General features: G+C 45.0%; 15 protein-coding genes. 6 read left to right on the top strand and 9 right to left on the bottom strand.

Annotated elements, in window-relative coordinates; translation table 11 throughout:
- The first annotated feature begins 4 nt into the window (after positions 1 to 4).
- Both murQ and IFO66_RS09950 read left to right on the top strand, forming a co-directional pair.
- Positions 5 to 940, top strand: coding sequence for an N-acetylmuramic acid 6-phosphate etherase (murQ, locus tag IFO66_RS09955; protein ID WP_192024999.1), 936 nt, complete (start codon positions 5 to 7; stop codon positions 938 to 940).
- Positions 915 to 2,060, top strand: coding sequence for a GNAT family N-acetyltransferase (locus IFO66_RS09950; protein ID WP_192024998.1), 1,146 nt, complete (start codon positions 915 to 917; stop codon positions 2,058 to 2,060). Before murQ ends, IFO66_RS09950 begins: the two co-directional genes overlap by 26 nt.
- Positions 2,061 to 2,186: 126 nt before the next feature.
- Here IFO66_RS09950 and IFO66_RS09945 read toward each other — a convergent pair whose 3' ends face one another.
- The 6 genes from IFO66_RS09945 to hemE all read right to left on the bottom strand — a co-directional run bounded on the left by IFO66_RS09945 (position 2,187) and on the right by hemE (position 8,951).
- Positions 2,187 to 2,666 carry a DUF1579 family protein gene (locus IFO66_RS09945; protein ID WP_192024997.1) on the bottom strand — a complete coding sequence of 160 codons (480 nt, stop codon included), beginning with the start codon at positions 2,664 to 2,666 and terminating at the stop codon, positions 2,187 to 2,189.
- 52 nt (positions 2,667 to 2,718) lie between these two features.
- A complete protein-coding gene (locus IFO66_RS09940; RefSeq protein ID WP_192024996.1) occupies positions 2,719 to 4,203 on the bottom strand; it encodes a molybdopterin molybdotransferase MoeA in 1,485 nt (494 codons plus the stop codon).
- A 6-nt stretch (positions 4,204 to 4,209) separates the two neighbouring features.
- Positions 4,210 to 5,211: a GTP 3',8-cyclase MoaA gene (gene moaA, locus IFO66_RS09935; protein ID WP_192025089.1), complete on the bottom strand. Its 1,002-nt coding sequence runs from the start codon at positions 5,209 to 5,211 to the stop codon at positions 4,210 to 4,212.
- A gap of 194 nt (positions 5,212 to 5,405) precedes the next feature.
- On the bottom strand, positions 5,406 to 6,863 hold the full coding sequence (hemG, locus tag IFO66_RS09930) for a protoporphyrinogen oxidase (RefSeq protein ID WP_192024995.1): 1,458 nt from the start codon (positions 6,861 to 6,863) through the stop codon (positions 5,406 to 5,408).
- A 60-nt stretch (positions 6,864 to 6,923) separates the two neighbouring features.
- A complete protein-coding gene (gene hemH / locus IFO66_RS09925; protein ID WP_192024994.1) occupies positions 6,924 to 7,871 on the bottom strand; it encodes a ferrochelatase in 948 nt (315 codons plus the stop codon).
- 21 nt (positions 7,872 to 7,892) lie between these two features.
- Complete coding sequence (gene hemE / locus IFO66_RS09920; protein WP_192024993.1) at positions 7,893 to 8,951, bottom strand: uroporphyrinogen decarboxylase; 1,059 nt, start codon at positions 8,949 to 8,951, stop codon at positions 7,893 to 7,895.
- 320 nt (positions 8,952 to 9,271) lie between these two features.
- Here hemE and IFO66_RS09915 point away from each other — a divergent pair, with 320 nt between their 5' ends.
- From IFO66_RS09915 to IFO66_RS09900, 4 genes are all read left to right on the top strand, one after another.
- On the top strand, positions 9,272 to 10,672 hold the full coding sequence (locus IFO66_RS09915; protein ID WP_192024992.1) for a spore germination protein: 1,401 nt from the start codon (positions 9,272 to 9,274) through the stop codon (positions 10,670 to 10,672).
- Positions 10,672 to 11,841, top strand: a complete 1,170-nt coding sequence (locus IFO66_RS09910; protein ID WP_192024991.1) for a GerAB/ArcD/ProY family transporter — start codon at positions 10,672 to 10,674, stop codon at positions 11,839 to 11,841. The genes IFO66_RS09915 and IFO66_RS09910 overlap by 1 nt, the downstream gene beginning before the upstream one ends.
- Positions 11,838 to 12,938 carry a Ger(x)C family spore germination protein gene (locus IFO66_RS09905; RefSeq protein WP_192024990.1) on the top strand — a complete coding sequence of 367 codons (1,101 nt, stop codon included), beginning with the start codon at positions 11,838 to 11,840 and terminating at the stop codon, positions 12,936 to 12,938. The genes IFO66_RS09910 and IFO66_RS09905 overlap by 4 nt, the downstream gene beginning before the upstream one ends.
- Before the next feature lie 122 nt (positions 12,939 to 13,060).
- A complete protein-coding gene (locus IFO66_RS09900) occupies positions 13,061 to 14,272 on the top strand; it encodes an MFS transporter (protein ID WP_192024989.1) in 1,212 nt (403 codons plus the stop codon).
- A 128-nt stretch (positions 14,273 to 14,400) separates the two neighbouring features.
- Here IFO66_RS09900 and IFO66_RS09895 read toward each other — a convergent pair whose 3' ends face one another.
- The 3 genes from IFO66_RS09895 to IFO66_RS09885 form a co-directional block, all read right to left on the bottom strand.
- Positions 14,401 to 15,753 carry a sodium-dependent transporter gene (locus IFO66_RS09895; protein WP_192025088.1) on the bottom strand — a complete coding sequence of 451 codons (1,353 nt, stop codon included), beginning with the start codon at positions 15,751 to 15,753 and terminating at the stop codon, positions 14,401 to 14,403.
- A gap of 77 nt (positions 15,754 to 15,830) precedes the next feature.
- Positions 15,831 to 17,165 (bottom strand): sodium-dependent transporter, encoded by a 1,335-nt coding sequence (locus IFO66_RS09890; RefSeq protein WP_192024988.1) that lies wholly within the window; start codon positions 17,163 to 17,165, stop codon positions 15,831 to 15,833.
- 141 nt (positions 17,166 to 17,306) lie between these two features.
- A complete protein-coding gene (locus IFO66_RS09885) occupies positions 17,307 to 17,951 on the bottom strand; it encodes an O-methyltransferase (RefSeq protein WP_192024987.1) in 645 nt (214 codons plus the stop codon).
- Positions 17,952 to 17,955 lie beyond the last annotated feature (4 nt).

The following is a 17,955-nucleotide window of genomic DNA, read 5'->3' as shown; positions in this document are numbered from 1 at the left end:
CCGTATGGACTCATTCATTAAGGAACTTACGACAGAACAGCAAAATGAAAATACGAGAGATATAGACTTAAAATCTACGATCGAAATGTTAACGCTAATTAATCAGGAAGATGCTAAAGTTCCCAGTATTATAGCCTCTATTATCCCTGTCATAGCTGAATCTGCAGATGCGATAGTCGCAAGCTTTCAAGCTGGAGGGCGATTATTTTATTTTGGTGCCGGCACTAGTGGGCGGCTCGGTATTCTCGATGCTTCAGAATGTCCGCCTACATACGGCACAGACCCTGAAATGATCCAGGGCATTATCGCAGGCGGCAATGAAGCGGTATATCGTGCAATTGAAGGCGCTGAGGATAGCAAGGATCTGGGCATCAGAGATGTAGACTCGCATCATATTCAAACAAACGACGTTGTCATCGGCATTGCAGCAAGCGGACGTACTCCTTATGTGCTAGGAGCAATGGAACGAGCCAAACAACTAGGTGCGACGGTCATCGGCATTTCCAACAATGCAAACACGCCGATGAAGCCCTTTGCCAAATATATGATTGAAGCAGTAGTCGGCCCAGAGACTGTTCTTGGTTCCACAAGAATGAAATCGGGTACGGCACAAAAGCTCATCCTTAACATGCTTACGACCACATCGATGATTCGAATGGGGAAAGTATATGACAATTTAATGGTCGATCTGAATCCATCCAATTATAAACTGATTAGCCGCGCAAAGCGATTAGTTCAAATGGCTACAGCAGCTGATGATGAAACCGTTGAACATGCTTACGAACAAGCAAATGGGCATGTAAAATTGGCAATTGTTATGATCGTTGCGAAGGTAAGTGCTGCTGATGCTACTCGTCTACTAGACCAAACAAAAGGTTATATTCGTGAAGCCGTCAACCTGTGGAGGGCTGAAAATGACAAACATTCGCATCCTAAATGAGGAAGAGATGCAAGCAGCGATTCTACTTGCTAATCGTATTTTTCGAGATGCTGAACAAGTACCGATGCAGTCTGGCTTCCCCTACTTGTATTCCACAACCTATGGGCATTCATTCGGCACTTTCGAAGGGGATAGGCTGCTAGGTTTCAATGGGCTGCTGCCTGCCGTTCTTCGAGTTGGACCTGCTGCTATAAATGTGTTCTCACTTGGTTCTGTTTGTATCGATCCAGAAGCAAGAGGTCGAGGCTATGCTAGCAGCATGCTGGATAACGTAAAGGATCATGTCAAGAACGCAGGTGCGTCCTTGCTACTCGTGACGGGTACGCGCTCCTTGTATACCCGTGCCGCATGCCATCTATTTGGGGCCGTGACACGAGTGCTCTTGGATCAATCTTGTGCACATTCTATTTTAGCGAGTAAAGAGAGCCAACAATACCATTTGCGGGCGATGAAACCCTATGAATGGCTCCAACTGCATAAGGTTGCACGAAGCCGTGATGTACACTACGAGCAAAGCGTATGGGATTTTGCTGGATTAACAAAGGCCGAGGCATACGCCTCATGCGTGAAGCTAAAGCATCAAGTACTTGTTGCAGAACGTAACGGCAAAGTTACCGCTTTTGCGGTTGTGGCTGTACCTAAAGGCACACTTCAATCACGTAGGCCACCCTTCGCTATAGAATGGGCGGGCGATGCTTCAGCCGTTGCCAGCTTGTTTGCTTTTGCCACAATAAACAGCGACATTGCCACACTTGAAGTGCCTGTGAACTGGCATGAACATGAGCTGTTAGAAGTGCTACATCGTGTACCTTCGACGTCTGAGCAGAATTTGGGTACCGTTTATATAGCAAACATCGAGCAATTCGTAGAAGAAATTCGCCCATACTGGATGCAGCATGATGCATCGGTCGGTGCACAACTCACTATCCATCTAGTGACCGATGATGAATATGAACTGTCCTTGCCGCAGTTACCTACTCTACGGCTACGCGGACAACAGCTTACATCGCTGCTGTTCACCCCAGCTGCACAGATCAAACTCACAGAAGAGTGGGCTGCTGCACTTCATAAACTGCTGCCTATTCCTCTACCTTCAACAAGCGGGCTAAATTATATTTAGACACGAGGGGCGAGTATGCATGTAACTAATAGCTTAGCTAAACGATGTTGTTCAATAGCAAACAGGCGCTGCCCTTTCGTTCTATAATGAATTAGGACAGCGCCTGATTCGGATATCTTCTATGGTTTATGATACGATTCTCGTCAATGTGATATCCATCCAGTGTTCCCATTCCGAGCTTTCATTTAGAAGTTCCCATCTTCCAGATAACGTATTGAAATTATCGCTAAATATACCTGAGAAGCGTTCTGATGTTCCTGTAATGGTCCAGACAGCATCCAGAAGGTTGGCTTGATAATTACCCCTGCTTCCTTGATTGTCAAAAGAGTGTGTGAAGTACATCTGACTTGCCTCATCAAAACCGATGATCTCAATGGCTTTGACCTCAGCCACACCAATGTGACCATCTACATGATGAATGAGAAAAAAGCCTCCCGGCAACCATTCGTAAGTATCCGTTGCCCTCAACCTTATTGTCGACCCGGACGTTCGATCCTTTACGATTCCTTCCGTGCGCCATTTCCCTACAAACACATTCAAATTCGTAAGAAAAAAATTCGGCTTGCTAATCTTCTCTAAATCGTTGCCATGATCATGTTCTGTCACTTATCATCACTCCTTTGACACAGCGAATGCTGTCATTATGAAATTGTTGATATCACTTGAGCTCTTGCAGCCCACCCAGTGGAAATACTTGTACCAAGGCCCCTGCTTCCATTCCAACTTGGCTAGCAGGTGACAAGAATAAGCAATTCGCATCCCGAATCGAAACCGTTGCACTAGAAATATCTGCTCTCGTCGGACGCACCTCAGCATGCCCTTCATCGGTTATCGTCAATACAGCGCGTACATATCGATCAAACGTATCGCGCACCCGATAAGCCTCTGTCAATACAGCGGTTATTGGCTTAGGCAGTGGCTCCTCTACGCCTTGCATGCGCAGCAAGGTGGGACGGACGAATAGTTCGCAGCCAACATAACAAGCTGCGGGATTACCAGCTAACGCAAATAAAGGCTTACTGTGCCGGAAACCGACTGTTGTTGGGCTACCTGGGCGCATTTTCACCTTATTGAATAACAGATCTCCATCCCAATTCGTCGTATATTCATAGAGCAAATCATAATCACCAACAGACACCCCGCCTGTCGTGATCACGACATCATACTGCTCCATCGCCTCATCCAATCGCTCACGAAGCGTACGGATATCATCCGGAATGTGCGGGAGCAAATGCGGGATTGCTCCTGCCGATTCGATTTGGGCGAGCAGTATATAGCTATTGGAGTTGTATATTTTACCCGGTGTTAGCTCCTCATCTAAGGATAGCAGCTCTTCTCCCGTTGATAAAATCGCTACCTGCGGCCGACGAAACACTTGTACATGAGCATAACCGAACATCGCAAGTAGTCCCATTTCACCAGCACCTATGCGCTGACCGCGTTGAACGAGCACTTCGCCAGCTTGCATCTCTGTGCCAATGCCATGAATCGCTTCTCCTGATTTTACTGCTTGATGAACGGCTATGACTTGCCTAGACTGAACATGTTGTGCAACTTCTGACATCGGTAATGTTGAGCAAGAAACATCACCGTCTGCATCCCCTGGCCTAGCAAGCACTTCGTAAATTTCATCATTTGAGTCATCGCAAACAGCAGTACTTTCTACTGTTGTCGTCCACTCCAGGCGAACAACAGCATCCGCACCATCAGGCACTTGGGCACCCGTCATAATTCGTATCGCTTGGCCTTGACGCAGTTCACCATTCCACACCGAACCACACGGAACTTCACCAATTACTTGTAACATGATTGGATTCGACGTGTCTGTTCGGGATGTATCCATTGCAATAACTGCATATCCATCCATAATCGAACGCCTAAAATGCGGTACAGGACGATTCGAAACAGCTTCTTCAGCTAAATGACGACCGTATGCCTGCTCTAGCGGAACACATTCGATGAATCCACGCTGAACCCGCTCCAACACAAGTGCCTGAGCAGTTTGCACAGGCATAATCTCTCGATTGAACTTTACATCATGCTTCATCATATTGATTGCAGCAGTGGCCGCAGTAATCGACGGAATGAAATTTGCCGCTGCATCATCGATAACTGGCTTAACTGATTCTTTATCCTGTGTCATACCCTGCTAACCCCCGATCTGTGACATCGTGCGCGTAGTAGGCTGATGTGACAACGATTGACCCGACAGCTCATACGCCATTTCATGATTAAGCGGCTTGGCCTCCAAGGATCGGATTAACACTTCAGCAAGCTTCGCATCATCTCCGATATGATGGCGCAAATGGAACTCGTCCGACCAATACAGGCACGGTTTCACATAGCCATCTGCCGTTATACGGAGTCGATTGCATGTATCGCAGAAATGATCGCTTACAGGATGAATTAAACCAAATTGTCCTTTTGCACCAGGCAAACGATAATACGCTGCTGGTCCTCCATGACGAGGCTTATCAACAGGAATGGCTTGGTCATGCCATTTACTTCCTTTCAAGCGTTCCTCAAGCGAAATGAAATCCCGCTTCCAGCCCTGCTGCCTTCCACCAATCGGCATATATTCGATAAAACGTACCGTAATCGGATGATCAATCGTGTATTGAATAAAGTCATCCCATTCATCTTCATTGAATCCTCGCATGAGTACCACATTTAATTTTAAAGGAGCTAGTCCCACTTCCGTACATCGCTCAACTGCTTCTAACACACGCTCTAAATTGCCGCCTCTTGTCATTTGTTTAAATCGTTCAGGCTTCAAGGAATCCATACTTATATTTACACGCTTCAACCCAGCCTTTTTCAAATCAGCTGCCATTTTCGCGAGCAGCAGTCCATTCGTTGTCAGCGCCAAATCCTCTATCCCCTCAACTTGTGACAGCTCCTGTACGAGATTGACCACATTGGGACGCAGCAATGGCTCGCCACCAGTCAACCTTATTTTCCGAATACCTAGCTTAGCAGCGACACGAACAATTTGAACAATCTCATCATCCGTCATTAACTGCTCGTTCGGCAGAAACGTCATCCCTTCTTCAGGCATGCAATAGGTACATCGAAGGTTGCAGCGATCAGTAATGGAAATACGCATATAGTTATGTATGCGATTGTAGTTGTCCGTAAGCGTAGATGGTATTGCCGTCATGCTAACCCACTCCCCTTCGAAGACGATTACAAAAAAGACAGGATAACAACCAGCGCTTTACAAGCGGTGTTCTCCTGTCTGTTGTTTATTTATATTACCTTTTTATATGACAACTGACGAGTATGAAATGGATGCAAAATGAAAAAACACTTGCTTCCTTGCCTATTCTCAATAAAAAACTACGATCATGATACGCTGACACTTGAATCAGCCGTTCCATGTAGCAATGTAGCAACAGCCTGTTCGCCTGCCTTCCTACCGCTCGTAATGCAATCTGGCATACCGACACCATCATAAGCGCCGCCTGCCACAGCAACACCTGGCAGTGACTGACCTAGCTGTTGTCTAAATGCCGCTATGCGCTGCACATGGCCTACATCATATTGCGGCATAGAACGGTGCAAGCGCGTCACTTCCATGAACTTAGGCTCAATATCAATATTCATTAGCTCTTTTAGCTCATTTCGAACGGTCCGTTTCAACGCGTCATCTGGCCAATCCACTCGCTCTTCATCATTCGCTCGTCCGATATAGCAGCGAATCAACATCGTATCTTCAGGGCTTGTATGCGTCCATTTTATCGAAGTCCATGTACATGCTGTTATCGCTCGCCCTTCATTCCGGGCAATAACAAAGCCCGTCCCGTCCAACGTGTTCGGCAGCTTGCTGCGGTCAAATGCACTGACGACATTCGCAACCGATACATTGCGAATTTGCTCCAGTGTCGTGACATCCATATGCTTCTTAAGCAATGGCGCAGCATCATAAGATGGCGTTGTGACGACAATTTGCTTCGTCCGAATGTCTGATCCGTCAGACAGCTTCAGCGTGTACGTCCCGTCTTCATGCTTATGAAGCTCGCTCGCCCCAGCACTACAACGCAGCTGAACATACGGCAGCAGCACTTCCTGCAAACGTTCAACGATCGTGCTAAGCCCGTTCTTGAACGTTAAGAAGGTCGTCTTCTTCACCACATCAGGAAGTCCTGGCACGGAATTGCCTGCCTTGCGGTTCGCCATCATTCCTTTGATCAAACTGCCATGCTGGCGTTCTAGTTGAGCAAACTGCGGGAATGTAGCTTGAATGCTCAACTTGCGCAAATCTCCAGCATAAATGCCTGCTAGCAATGGCTCAGCAATGTTCTCCGTTACTTCAGGACCTAATCGCCGATCAAGAAAATGACCCAGCGATTCGTCCTCCGTAGATTGACGCGGCTTGCGCACAAGATCCGTCAAAGCACGGACTTTTCCACCCATTGAAATTAATCCGCTCTTCACAAAAGGCTTAATTTCAGTAGGTATACCTAGTACGAGCCCTGCTGGCATCTGATGCAGCTTGCCATTTGCTAAAATGTACGTTTTACGTGCGTTAGGATTGGTCGAGACCAATTCGGATTCCAAGCCAAGCGACTTGGCTAGGTCGTACATAGGCAGCTTGCGTGCCAAAAAAGAATCCGGCCCCTTTTCGATAACACAGCCTTGGGTACGGAGTGTATCGATCTTGCCGCCTAATTCTGATCGTCTCTCTACAATTGTTATAGATACATGTTGACCACTTGCCTTAGCCGCTTCCATCGCGTAGTAAGCAGCTGACAGGCCTGTTAGTCCGCCGCCTATGATGACGATGTCTTGACATTCGCTCATCGTGCGTCCCTTCTTTCATCGAGTCCATTGATTTCGTTAGTAAATAAGCAAGTAAATAGACTATGGTTGCGACGCTTCTACTACTTTATCGGCTAGCGTCTGAATGTAGCGTATATCTTGATTCAAAGAACGAGTACGCTTGAATCCAATACCCAATTCATTTGACCGCTGTTTTGCTTCGATGTCCAAATCATACAGCACTTCCAAATGATCGGATACGAAACCGATTGGTGCAGAAATGACGGCTGGACGACCTTCACCTGCTACATGTTCAAGCGTGTCCAAAATGTCAGGACCTAGCCACGGGATGCCCGTTTGTCCAGCACTTTGCCAAGTGAACTGCCATTGCTCATCGGATAGCTCAGAAGCTTTAGCAATCGCTCTAGACGTCTCCAGCAACTGCTCCGGATAAGGATCATTCATCTCAACGATTTTCTCAGGCAAGCTATGCGCGCTGAACAGCACCTGCACTTGCTCTCGCTTCTGACCTTCCTGCTCATAAGCGTCCAACTGCTCACCCACGCGCTCCACAAGCGCCTCAATAAGCTGTGGATGCAGATGGTAGCTCTTTACACCTACAAAAGTGATACCATGCTTGTCCGCTTCTTCCTGCGCTCTCTTCAAGTAGCCGCCTACACTCATTATGGAATAATGTGGAGCCAATACAATGCCAACTGCCTCGCGAATCCCATCGCGTGCCATTGCTTCGATTCCATCTTCAATAAATGGCGCAGCATGCTTTAATCCTTGGTAGCATGTATACGTGATGCCTGTATTCGCAGTACGTTCATTCAGATCTGCTTGCAGGGCATTTACTTGTTCATTTGTATGTTGACGAAGGGGAAATACACCGCCGACGATCGCTTCATAACGGGAACGAAGTTCTTCCAGCTGTTCCGGCGATGGCGGACTTCCTCTTCGAATATGTGTGTAATACGCTTCAACTTGGTCAAGACTTTCCGGTGTGCCATAAGACATGACAAGGACACCGATACGACGCTCACTCATGTTTATCCCTCCTACTAGCTCCTAAGATTTCGCTGACAACGCTTGACTGGAATATTCATGTATATACTCTGTCAATTGTCTTAGCTTGTCTAATGAAGCCTCTGGGAATAATCCATGTCCCAAGTTAAAGATATAACCTGGCTGCTTCATGCCCAGATCCATAATGTGCTTCGCTTCTTCTTGAATTTTGGACATCGGTCCTGTTAATAGATAAGGGTCCAAATTGCCCTGTACAGCAAAGCGATCGCCAAGCCTTCTTCTGCCTTCTTCAATCGACACACGCCAGTCAAGGCCGACTACGTCGACTTGTAAATTGTGAAGTAAGGGAAGCAGTTCACCAGAGCTGACGCCAGGGAAATAAATTTTGGGTACATCCAAATCAGACAAAGATGCAAAAATGCGCTCAATCGTTGGCAGCACATACGTCTGGAAGTCACGTGGAGACAAAGAACCTACCCAACTGTCAAACAATTGGAATGCCTTACTTCCATTGTTAACTTGTGAACGCAAATAGGTCGCAACCATGTCGCCAAGCTTGTCCATTAATGCGAACCACATATCAGGACGCTCATACATCATCGTTTTCGTATGTATATAAGACTTGGAAGGTCTGCCTTCAATCAAATAACTTGCAATTGTGAACGGCGCACCAGCAAATGTAATTAACGGCACGTTCAATTCGCGATCCAGAATACGAATCGTTTCCAAAACATGGCCAAGATCCCCCTCAGGATCGACAGGCTTTAATCTCTCAATTTGCTGCATCGAACGAATCGGATCGGCAATAACAGGTCCCACATTCGCTACGATATCGAAGTCAACCCCAATCGAAGCTACAGGATTCATAATATCCGAGTATAGAATAGCAGCATCAACACCTAGCTTACGAACAGGCATTAACGTAACCTCAGCAGTAAGCTCAGGCTGTTGGCATATTTCGAGAAGACTGTATTTCTCCTTAATTTTACGGTATTCAGGGTCATAACGACCTGCTTGTCTCATGTACCATACTGGTAATCGGTCCACCGGCTGTTTGCGGCATGCACGTAAAAATCGGTCATTATAATTGGAATTAGTCATATTCCTCAACCCCCGTCTAACATGAGTAGTTTTTTCTGTATACATCGTACATATTTTCAATTGTTTCATATAAATCTAACGCAATCGTAATATCCCATAGTGATATTGTAACGTTTCCATTATGCCCCTTTTTGCCCTCACTCACAACTATACTGCGCTTGAAAGCTATGACAATCTATTGACAAAGTGCGTCAAGCCATGACATTTCCTGTTATTCTTTCTCCAATAAACTGCAAAAATATGGACTTCTAACACATAGTTCCCAATCCTTTGGTACATGCTAACTCCTACAAATGGAAATAGAGAGGAGGAACCAAAGCATGTCAGTGGTTCAAAGCGATTGGGTTAAACTCACCCAAAACCTGTTTGAGAATGTGAATGATTTGTCAGTCGAAACTATTTTAGGCGGTCAAATGACGGTCATGTATATTCACCATCTGTTAAACAAAAATGAATATCATCAAGTAATTACTGCCTTCGCTCAAGATAGTGATTCTGATGCAGCACTGAAACGGCTCATGTCTGTATGGAATCCGCTGCAAGGTCATAACGAACAAGATATTCTCTCGAAAATTTCAGAGCATATCGTTAATGGTGATATTGTCGGCGTTTACAACAATCAAGTGGCAATGATTAGTTCTGGTGCTGCCAGCTTCCGATCCATTCAAAGCTCTGCCAAGGAAAATGTAATTACAGGCCCTCATGATGCTTTTGTGGAAAGTGCTGAAATTAACGCCTCTCTCATTCGCCGTCGAATTCGCACACCCAAATTAAAAGGAATTAAATATAACATAGGTAAAGACTTTCCTTTTTACGCCTACTTGTTTTATGTGGAAGGAGTTGCCGAAGAAGACGTAATTAGCGAAGCTTGCATGCGGATGGAAAACTTACATATGAGAGAAGTACTGGACGGTAACGAGGTCGCTAAACAGCTGGACGATACGCCTTTTGCCGTGTTTCCACAATGGATTGGAACAGAGCGACCGGATAGTGTTACCCAATATTTATTAAACGGAAAAGTAGCTGTCATAACTGACAATAGTCCGACGGTCGTTGTAGCGCCTGTAAATTTTTTAGATTTTTTTGCAGTGATTGGTGATAACTACGAGCGCTGGCATTTCAGTAGATTCATCCGTGCCCTTCGTTTATTTGCGTTCACGTTAACCTTAATGTTAAGTGCTTTCTACGTCGCGGTTACTACCTATCATTATCAATTCATCCCACCAACGCTGTTGGAAACGATGATTACTTCTCGCTTGCGCGTACCATTCGAACCAATGATGGAAGCATTACTTATGGAAGGTGTTATCGAAATTTTGCGAGAGGCGGGTGCGCGGCTACCTACAAAAATAGCTCAAACGATAGGTATCGTAGGTGGTTTGGTTATTGGACAAGCCATCGTTCAAGCTGGCTTGACTGGAAACGTCCTTATTGTAGCCGTTGCAAGCAGTGCATTAGCTTCTTTTATTATACCGAACTATACATTGGAAACGTCCATGCGTGCACTGCGCTTCATTAACATTATTCTCGCAGGACTGATGGGATATTTCGGAATCGTAATATTTATGTCCTTGATCATAACGAGATTATGCCATTTGCGTTCCTTGAACAAGGAGTATATTGACCTATCCTATTTTGCTGATTTTTTCTTCTGGAGCAAAGAGAAGCGACCTAGGTCTGTTGTGCAAAAAAGTTATTTTCGTAGAGGAGGTCGATCGTAATGAACACACCTATCAAAGGCTATGCGTTTGCTATATTGCTGTTCATGATCGTAAGAGGGATTATTTTCTTCCAGCTGCCTTCTCTTGTCACTAAAGAATTTGGAACAAACAGTTGGGTGATGCTTTATGCATATACAGCACTTGTTATTGGCCATATGTATTTGATCTATAAAGGGAGCAAGAAGCATAAAAATGCTTCTATTTGGACGATCATTCATACGCATTTCCCGAAGCCCATTGCTACTATTTTGATCGTTATACCCAGCCTTTTATTTTGGGTGATCTCCTTCAATTTAGCGAATGCTTATGCTCGCGTTCTTCAGTTTACAAGCGATCCGAGCGTAAACATACGTACGATTTCGATCATTATATTAGTAGTTGTCTTATTTACAGCAGCACATGGCTTATATACAATCACAAAAACATCGGTTCTGTACTACCTGTTTTCCTTTTGGATTGTATTTTTTGAGCTGCTGCAATTCAATGACATTGAGTTTGTACGATACACACCCTTTTTTCTACAAAATGGACACCTATCCTTTAACGGCATAATCGACATACTCGGTGCCTTTCTCGCTTATGAGACGATTATGTTTATGACGCCTTATTTAGAAAAAAATTCAAAATGGATAACCTATGCCGCTCTTTCCGCTTTTGTTATAGGGACCTACTACACGATGTATTGTTTCCTTGCGCAAGGGCTGCTCCCTGTTGAACAAATTCAAGATGTGCGATTTGTCGTCCTGAGATTGTATGGAGCTACGCAAATTAATGCACTCGAATATATTACAGACTTGCTGTTCATTACGTTCGTCTTCTCAGCCATCCTGACCGCTTCCGTCTATACTTGGAGTGGATTGGAAGGATTGAAGACGCTGCAAACAAAAGACCGTCATAAAGAAAATTTACTTATTGCTGGAGTAATTATGATTGCTTTATGCTACGTTCCGTTCAACTTTGATGATTCTAAATTGCTGTTTAGTATAAGCAATATCATACTTGTATGTATCATCGTTATATTTACGCTGCTGTATTTCATTTTGCCCTACAAAGACAACAAAGCCAGTACGGATACAGAAAATTGTGACAGTACCGCTAATCAGGCAGGGACTTCCCCTGCACCAGCTTCGTCTTCTTCATCGTCATCAGAAGGAGTCACTCAACTATGAATCACAATCGACTATACTTGCGATCCCTTCTGACGCTTCTCGTAGTCATATTGTGTGCTTCTCTACTGCTTACCAGCTGTCAAACGAAGCGCATCATTAATATGAGCGGCTTTATTCAAACGGTTACCATTGATAAGTCAGATCGACCAAATGAATATTTCTTTGGCATTACTTTCGCTGAACTGAAAGCAGATGGTAAAGCTAAGGCTGTCTACATGGCTTATAGAGCTAGCAACTTCGAAGAAGCTTATGACCATTTCATCATGCAGACACGATTCACGTTAGTCGTTGGCCAAGTACGCAACATCATTGTCGGTAAAGCGTTAGCAGAGGAAGGACTCGTGATCCCAGCTCTCTCCAATTTACTGCTGCAGCCTAAGTTCCCTATTACGACTAGACTGATGGTCTATGAAGGAGAAGCAAGAGACTTTTTAAAATTAGGGGAAGATGTCACTGATTTCAACCTATATCGACTAGTAATCAAGATGCAAAACTTTTACAAAATATCCATTTCTACAGTATTTAATTTTGTACGTGATTATATCGAGAACGGTGCTGATCCATACAGTTTTATTGTCAAAATTAAAAGCAAAAGCGCCTCATTGTCTGGCTCCGCCGTATTTAGCAAACAAGGAAAATGGGTAGGTACACTAAGCGAACAAGAAACGCTCTACATGCTTATGATGCGTAGTCCTAAGTTCAATACGTTTATTCATCTGGACAAAGAGGAAGGAAACTCACCGATCCCGATGACCATGCAAAATGCAGTGTCGAAACGTACGATTAAGGTGCTTGAAACGAAACCCGTTCCAAAAATAGTAATCACCCTGCATGTGAAAGGAACACTTGATACAACACTCAGTGAACTTACTTCTGATCAGCAGGTACAAAAATCACAAGTGGAGCAGGCCATGGAGAAACAGATTACGAACACGATTCGCAAACTTCAACAGTTACAAGCAGATCCCGTTGGATTTGGCATGTTTGTGCGGAATAAGATGGCTTATGAAGAGTGGGACGATGCAAAATGGCCAGAAATGTTTAAACAGGCTGAAATTCAATGCAAAGTGAAGTTTAATTTAGAAAATAAGATATAACGATGGATTTTTTCAAACTTACTTACGAAAAGAGTGTTCCTGCATTTTGTTGAGAATGTGGTATACTAGTTCCAGTTGCTGGTATCGGACGGATGGTGGCCTTAGAAAGTGGTGAATCACACATGCAGCAATGGAAACTGAATCTAATCATTTTATGGTTCGGAAACTTTCTAGTTATGGCCGGAATGACGATGGTCGTTCCCTTTTTACCTTTGTATTTACAGAGTGACATCGGCTTGACAGATCCTAACAGCATCGCGCTGTGGGCAGGTATTATCTTTGCAGGTAACTTTGTCACATCCTTTATTGCTCAGCCGATTTGGGGCAAATTTGCTGATAAGTATGGACGCAAAGTGATGCTGCTGCGCTCAGGATTCGGTATGGCGCTCGTTACTGTGCTTATGGGTTTCGCAGCCACACCCTTGCATCTACTGCTCCTTCGTATGCTGAATGGAACTATCTCTGGCTTCAATCCAGCCGCAGTTGCGCTTGTCTCTACGACGACGCCCAAAGAAAGAATGGGATTTGCGATGGGCACACTCCAATCTGGCGGCGTCGCCGGGACGATTCTAGGACCGCTCATTGGAGGATTGTTGGCTGACACCATCGGCTATCGCCCAATCTTCTACATTACAGGTGCCCTATTGTTCTTCGCATCGATGATGGCGATGTTCTTTATTAAAGAATCGTTTGACAAGCAAAAAGCGATGGATAAGCCGCAAATTTCTGTCATGGAGGGCTTTAGGAAGCTTAGCAAAATCCCGCAGCTGACGTCATTGTTTGCGGTAACTTTTTTACTTCAATTCGCTATGCTTAGCCCAATGACGTTGCTCCCGCTGTACGTGCAGAAGCTGCATGGTACAACAGAGAACCTAGCCTTTATGGCTGGCTTCGTAGGTGCCGTCACAGGCTTATCCAATATGATCTGCTCACCGCTGCTAGGTAAGCTGAGTGATCAAATTGGAGCTAATAAAGTGTTAACCTTTTCCCTTATCGGCGCAGCTTGTACCTTGATTCCGCAAGCATTTGTAACGAATGTTTGGCAACTGGTAGCGATTCGATTCTTATTCGGGTGCTTTATGGGAGGATTATTGCCATCTGTAAATGCACTCATTAATCGCTTCACGCCAGAAGGAATGGAAAGCCGAGCGTACAGCTTCAACACGAGCACGTTGGCACTAGGAAATGCGGTAGGACCGATAGTCGGAGGTCTGTTGGCAGGTACGTTTGGTATCGAAGGTATTTTCATCATGTCAGGAATACTGCTGCTCGTTAACATGGGATGGGTTCGTTTCTCCCTGTATGGCAAGGCACGTTCTTCACTCCGTCCGTAATACCAATTAAGAACGTGAAGGCCACAAGTTGGACGTTAGTCATTTGTTAGAACATATGTAAGAAATAAAGTCGCAAAAAGAAAGGATTGACCGCCGCACCATGGTACAGGGTCAATCCTTTTGTTATTTTATACAGGCAACAGCCCTAATGCGTTAAGAAATACAAGCAGCACGACGAATGGAATGACGTAACGAATAAGCAGCATATAAACCGCCAATCCTTTACGCCACCATGCAGGCTCGCTTTCCAACTCCGCTAATAGCTTGTCCTTCGGGAATCGGTATCCTACGAATACAGCGATTAATAGAACACCAATCGGCATCAACACGTTCGATACTGTAAAGTCCGCTAGATCGAAGATCGACTTGCCGAACCATTGTACATCCGCCCAAGGCCCAAATGATAAAGCAGATGGGATACCAACGACAAATATAATAGCGCCGAACAACCAGCTCAAGCGTTTGCGTGAGCGAGCAGGCTGATCTGGCTTCGAATAAGCTGCAACAAGAATCTCCAGCATCGAGAATGCGGAAGTGAATGTCGCGAACAAAAATAATGCCAAAAATAGAGCTATAAATAGGCCGCCGCCGTACATTTGTTCAAATACAGCTGGAAGTGTAATAAACAGTAATCCTGGCCCTTCACTAGGCGTCATGCCCAAAGCGAATAACGCTGGGAAGATCGCCAATCCTGCCATGAATGAGGTTAATACATTCAATCCTACTACCGAGACTGCCGAACGTGTCAACGACTCCTTCTTGCTCAAGTAGGAGCTGTAGGTCACCATAACCGACACACCTACACTAAGGCAGAAAAATGATTGTCCAAGCGCGTTCAGAATCGTTTTCGCATCAATCTGTGCAAAGTTCGGTGTTAGGAAGTAACGAATCCCTTCTTGCATCCCTGGAAGTGTCAACGAACGAATGATCAATACGACGAATAGAATAAACAATCCGGGCATCAAAATGCGACTAGAGCGTTCAATCCCTTTCTTTACCCCTTGCCCAACAACAACCATCGTAATGAGCATAAAGCTGAGCTGTGCAAGCAATACCATTTTCCAATCAGCTACTGTCGACTGGAACATTTGCTCATAAGGCACCCCATTATGCAGCAAACCACCCGCTATACTTTTTGCAAAGTAGATAACGATCCATCCGCCTATTACGCTGTAATAGGACAGAAGGAGGAAGCAAGTTCCCATTCCAAGGTAACCGATCCAATGCCACTTCGTGCGAGGAGCCAGCTTCTTATAAGCAGTTAGCGCCTCTCTGCCTGTACTACGGCCGATAAAGAATTCCCCCATAAGCAGTGGGAACCCGATTAGCAGTGTAAATAAGATAAACATCAGGAAGAAGGCACCGCCGCCGCTTGTAGCTACCGTATTCGGAAACTTCCATATAGCGCCTAATCCGATCGCCGATCCTGCTGTTGCTAAAATAAACCCAAGTTTAGACGTCCATTGTTCTTTTTCTACCATCACCAGACAGCCCCCTAGTTCCCAAATCTAAGATGTGGACTGGCCTCATCCATTACCTCGCTGCGTGATTAACGTGCCTACAAAATGCCATTTACAAAAACAATAAGAACGATAATAGGCAGTACGTAGCGGAGCATAAATAAATATGCATGCATCCCCATACGCCAACCTGGCGCAATATAGGCCCATTCCTGCTCAAGACGCTGCTTAGGGAAACGGTAGCCTACGAATAGAGAAATTAAAAATACTCCGATTGGCAGCATGACGTTTGATACGGCAAAATCCGCCCAATCAAATATAGGCTTGTCCCCCCAAATAAACAGCGGATGCCCGCTAAATGACAGCGCAGAAGGAACACCCAATAGAAAGATTCCAAGCCCTATCCACCAGCTGCCTTTGACTCGCTTATTCGAATCACCTTTCGAATAGGCAGCAACGACAATTTCTAACAAAGAAAACGCTGATGTCAAGGTCGCGAATAAAAATAGCACCAAAAAGATGGCAATAAAAAACTCTCCATAAAGAAGCTGCTCAAACATCGCTGGCAATGTCATAAATAGCAGCCCTGGTCCTTCTACTGGCTTCATTCCGAGTGCAAATAGCGCTGGGAAAATTGCTAAACCTGCCATTAACGATGTCATTACATTCAAGCTCACAACCGACAAGGCTGGCTTGCCTAGCGGTTCATTCTTACCTAAATACGAGCTGTACGTAACCATGCATGATGCACCTACACTCAGACAGAAGAAAGACTGCCCTAGCGCATAAAGGACCGCTTCCGAGCTAAGACGACTGAAGTCAGGCTTAAGGAAATACTCCAGTCCTGCTGCCATTCCCGGCAGCGTCAGTGAACGAATAATCAAGATGACGAAAAGAATAAACAAGCCCGGCATCATAATACGGCTTGCCTTTTCAATTCCGCCCTTCACTCCTTTGACGACAACCATAGTCGTAATTAACATGAACAAGCCTTGTGACAAGACCGCAATCCATGGATTCGATACTGTATCTGTAAAGAGCTGTCCATAATCTGCACCGGGCGATAATAGTTGACCCGTGAAGCCTCGAATCGTATACAAGACGATCCATCCGCCTACAACGCTATAGAACGACAACAAGATACTACATAGGATCATGCCGAGATATCCGACATAGTGCCACTTCGAATTCGGAGCCAACTCTTTATAGGCAGATACGGCCTCTTTACCAGTACTTCTTCCGATGACGAACTCCGCTAGCAATAACGGCAGTCCGATCCCAAAAGTAAATAACATAAAAACAAGAAAAAATGCGCCACCACCGCTAGTGGCCACCACGTTCGGGAATTTCCATATTGCCCCTAGGCCAATGGCAGAACCGGCTGTCGCCAGAATAAACCCGAGCTTGGAAGTCCATTGTTCATTTGACTTCATCGTGCATTGCCTCCATTTACATATTGCATCATTATAGCACAAGCTAGGCTGGATTTTAGAGTGAAAATAATACAAAAAGTTGCTTCTGGATATATCTTTTCCCAGAAACAACTTTTTGATCATTCCTATTGATTGTAAAGACTATTTTACGATTGCAACTGCTAACCCATCATAAGCAGGCATCATTGCGCTCTCGAGCCGCTCATCATGCGCCATATTATCAATAAATTTACGCATCGCCTGTACAGAAGGCCCCTGTTTCTCTGGGTTCATTGTACGACCTTGAAGCAGCAAATTATCGACGGCGATAATAGCGCCTGGACGTGCAAGACGAATCGCATATTCTAAGTAATTTGCATAGTTTTCTTTATCTGCATCGATAAAGAAGTAGTCAAACCGAGTTTCTTCTTCCTCAAGCAGCTTAAGGGAGTCAAGTGCTTCACCGATACGGTACTCTACTTGCTCTCCATAACCTGCTGCTGTTAAGTTGCGGTGAGCAAGCTCAGCATATTCCGCGCGCAATTCTAAGGAAGTAAGCTTACCACCAGATGTTAATCCACGCAAAATACAAAGACCGCTATATCCTCCAAGCGCACCTATTTCTAATGCGCGTTCTGCTTTGGAGCTAAGAGCTAACAGCGTCAGCAGGCGCCCATATCCTTCAGCCACAGATATCGCAGGCATGTCAGCTTCCGCTATCGATTGTTTAATACTTGTTAATTGCTTATCTTCCTCATAATGGCTGTCAAGATAAGTCTCAACCGTTTGCAAATGTTCATTCGTCATCCTT

This window comes from Paenibacillus arenosi (assembly GCF_014841135.1).
GTDB classification, from domain to species: domain Bacteria; phylum Bacillota; class Bacilli; order Paenibacillales; family Paenibacillaceae; genus Paenibacillus_B; species Paenibacillus_B arenosi.
This window is presented reverse-complemented; position numbering and strand designations above follow the sequence as displayed.

Excerpts from the sequence above, each read along its gene's own strand:
- murQ (WP_192024999.1), top strand. The coding sequence starts at position 5 with ATGGACTCATTCATTAAGGAACTTACGACAGAACAGCAAAATGAAAAT.
- IFO66_RS09950 (WP_192024998.1), top strand. The coding sequence starts at position 915 with ATGACAAACATTCGCATCCTAAATGAGGAAGAGATGCAAGCAGCGATT.
- IFO66_RS09940 (WP_192024996.1), bottom strand. The coding sequence starts at position 4,203 with ATGACACAGGATAAAGAATCAGTTAAGCCAGTTATCGATGATGCAGCG.
- hemG (WP_192024995.1), bottom strand. The coding sequence starts at position 6,863 with ATGAGCGAATGTCAAGACATCGTCATCATAGGCGGCGGACTAACAGGC.
- hemH (WP_192024994.1), bottom strand. The coding sequence starts at position 7,871 with ATGAGTGAGCGTCGTATCGGTGTCCTTGTCATGTCTTATGGCACACCG.
- hemE (WP_192024993.1), bottom strand. The coding sequence starts at position 8,951 with ATGACTAATTCCAATTATAATGACCGATTTTTACGTGCATGCCGCAAA.
- IFO66_RS09915 (WP_192024992.1), top strand. The coding sequence starts at position 9,272 with ATGTCAGTGGTTCAAAGCGATTGGGTTAAACTCACCCAAAACCTGTTT.
- IFO66_RS09910 (WP_192024991.1), top strand. The coding sequence starts at position 10,672 with ATGAACACACCTATCAAAGGCTATGCGTTTGCTATATTGCTGTTCATG.
- IFO66_RS09905 (WP_192024990.1), top strand. The coding sequence starts at position 11,838 with ATGAATCACAATCGACTATACTTGCGATCCCTTCTGACGCTTCTCGTA.
- IFO66_RS09900 (WP_192024989.1), top strand. The coding sequence starts at position 13,061 with ATGCAGCAATGGAAACTGAATCTAATCATTTTATGGTTCGGAAACTTT.
- IFO66_RS09895 (WP_192025088.1), bottom strand. The coding sequence starts at position 15,753 with ATGGTAGAAAAAGAACAATGGACGTCTAAACTTGGGTTTATTTTAGCA.
- IFO66_RS09890 (WP_192024988.1), bottom strand. The coding sequence starts at position 17,165 with ATGAAGTCAAATGAACAATGGACTTCCAAGCTCGGGTTTATTCTGGCG.
- IFO66_RS09885 (WP_192024987.1), bottom strand. The coding sequence starts at position 17,951 with ATGACGAATGAACATTTGCAAACGGTTGAGACTTATCTTGACAGCCAT.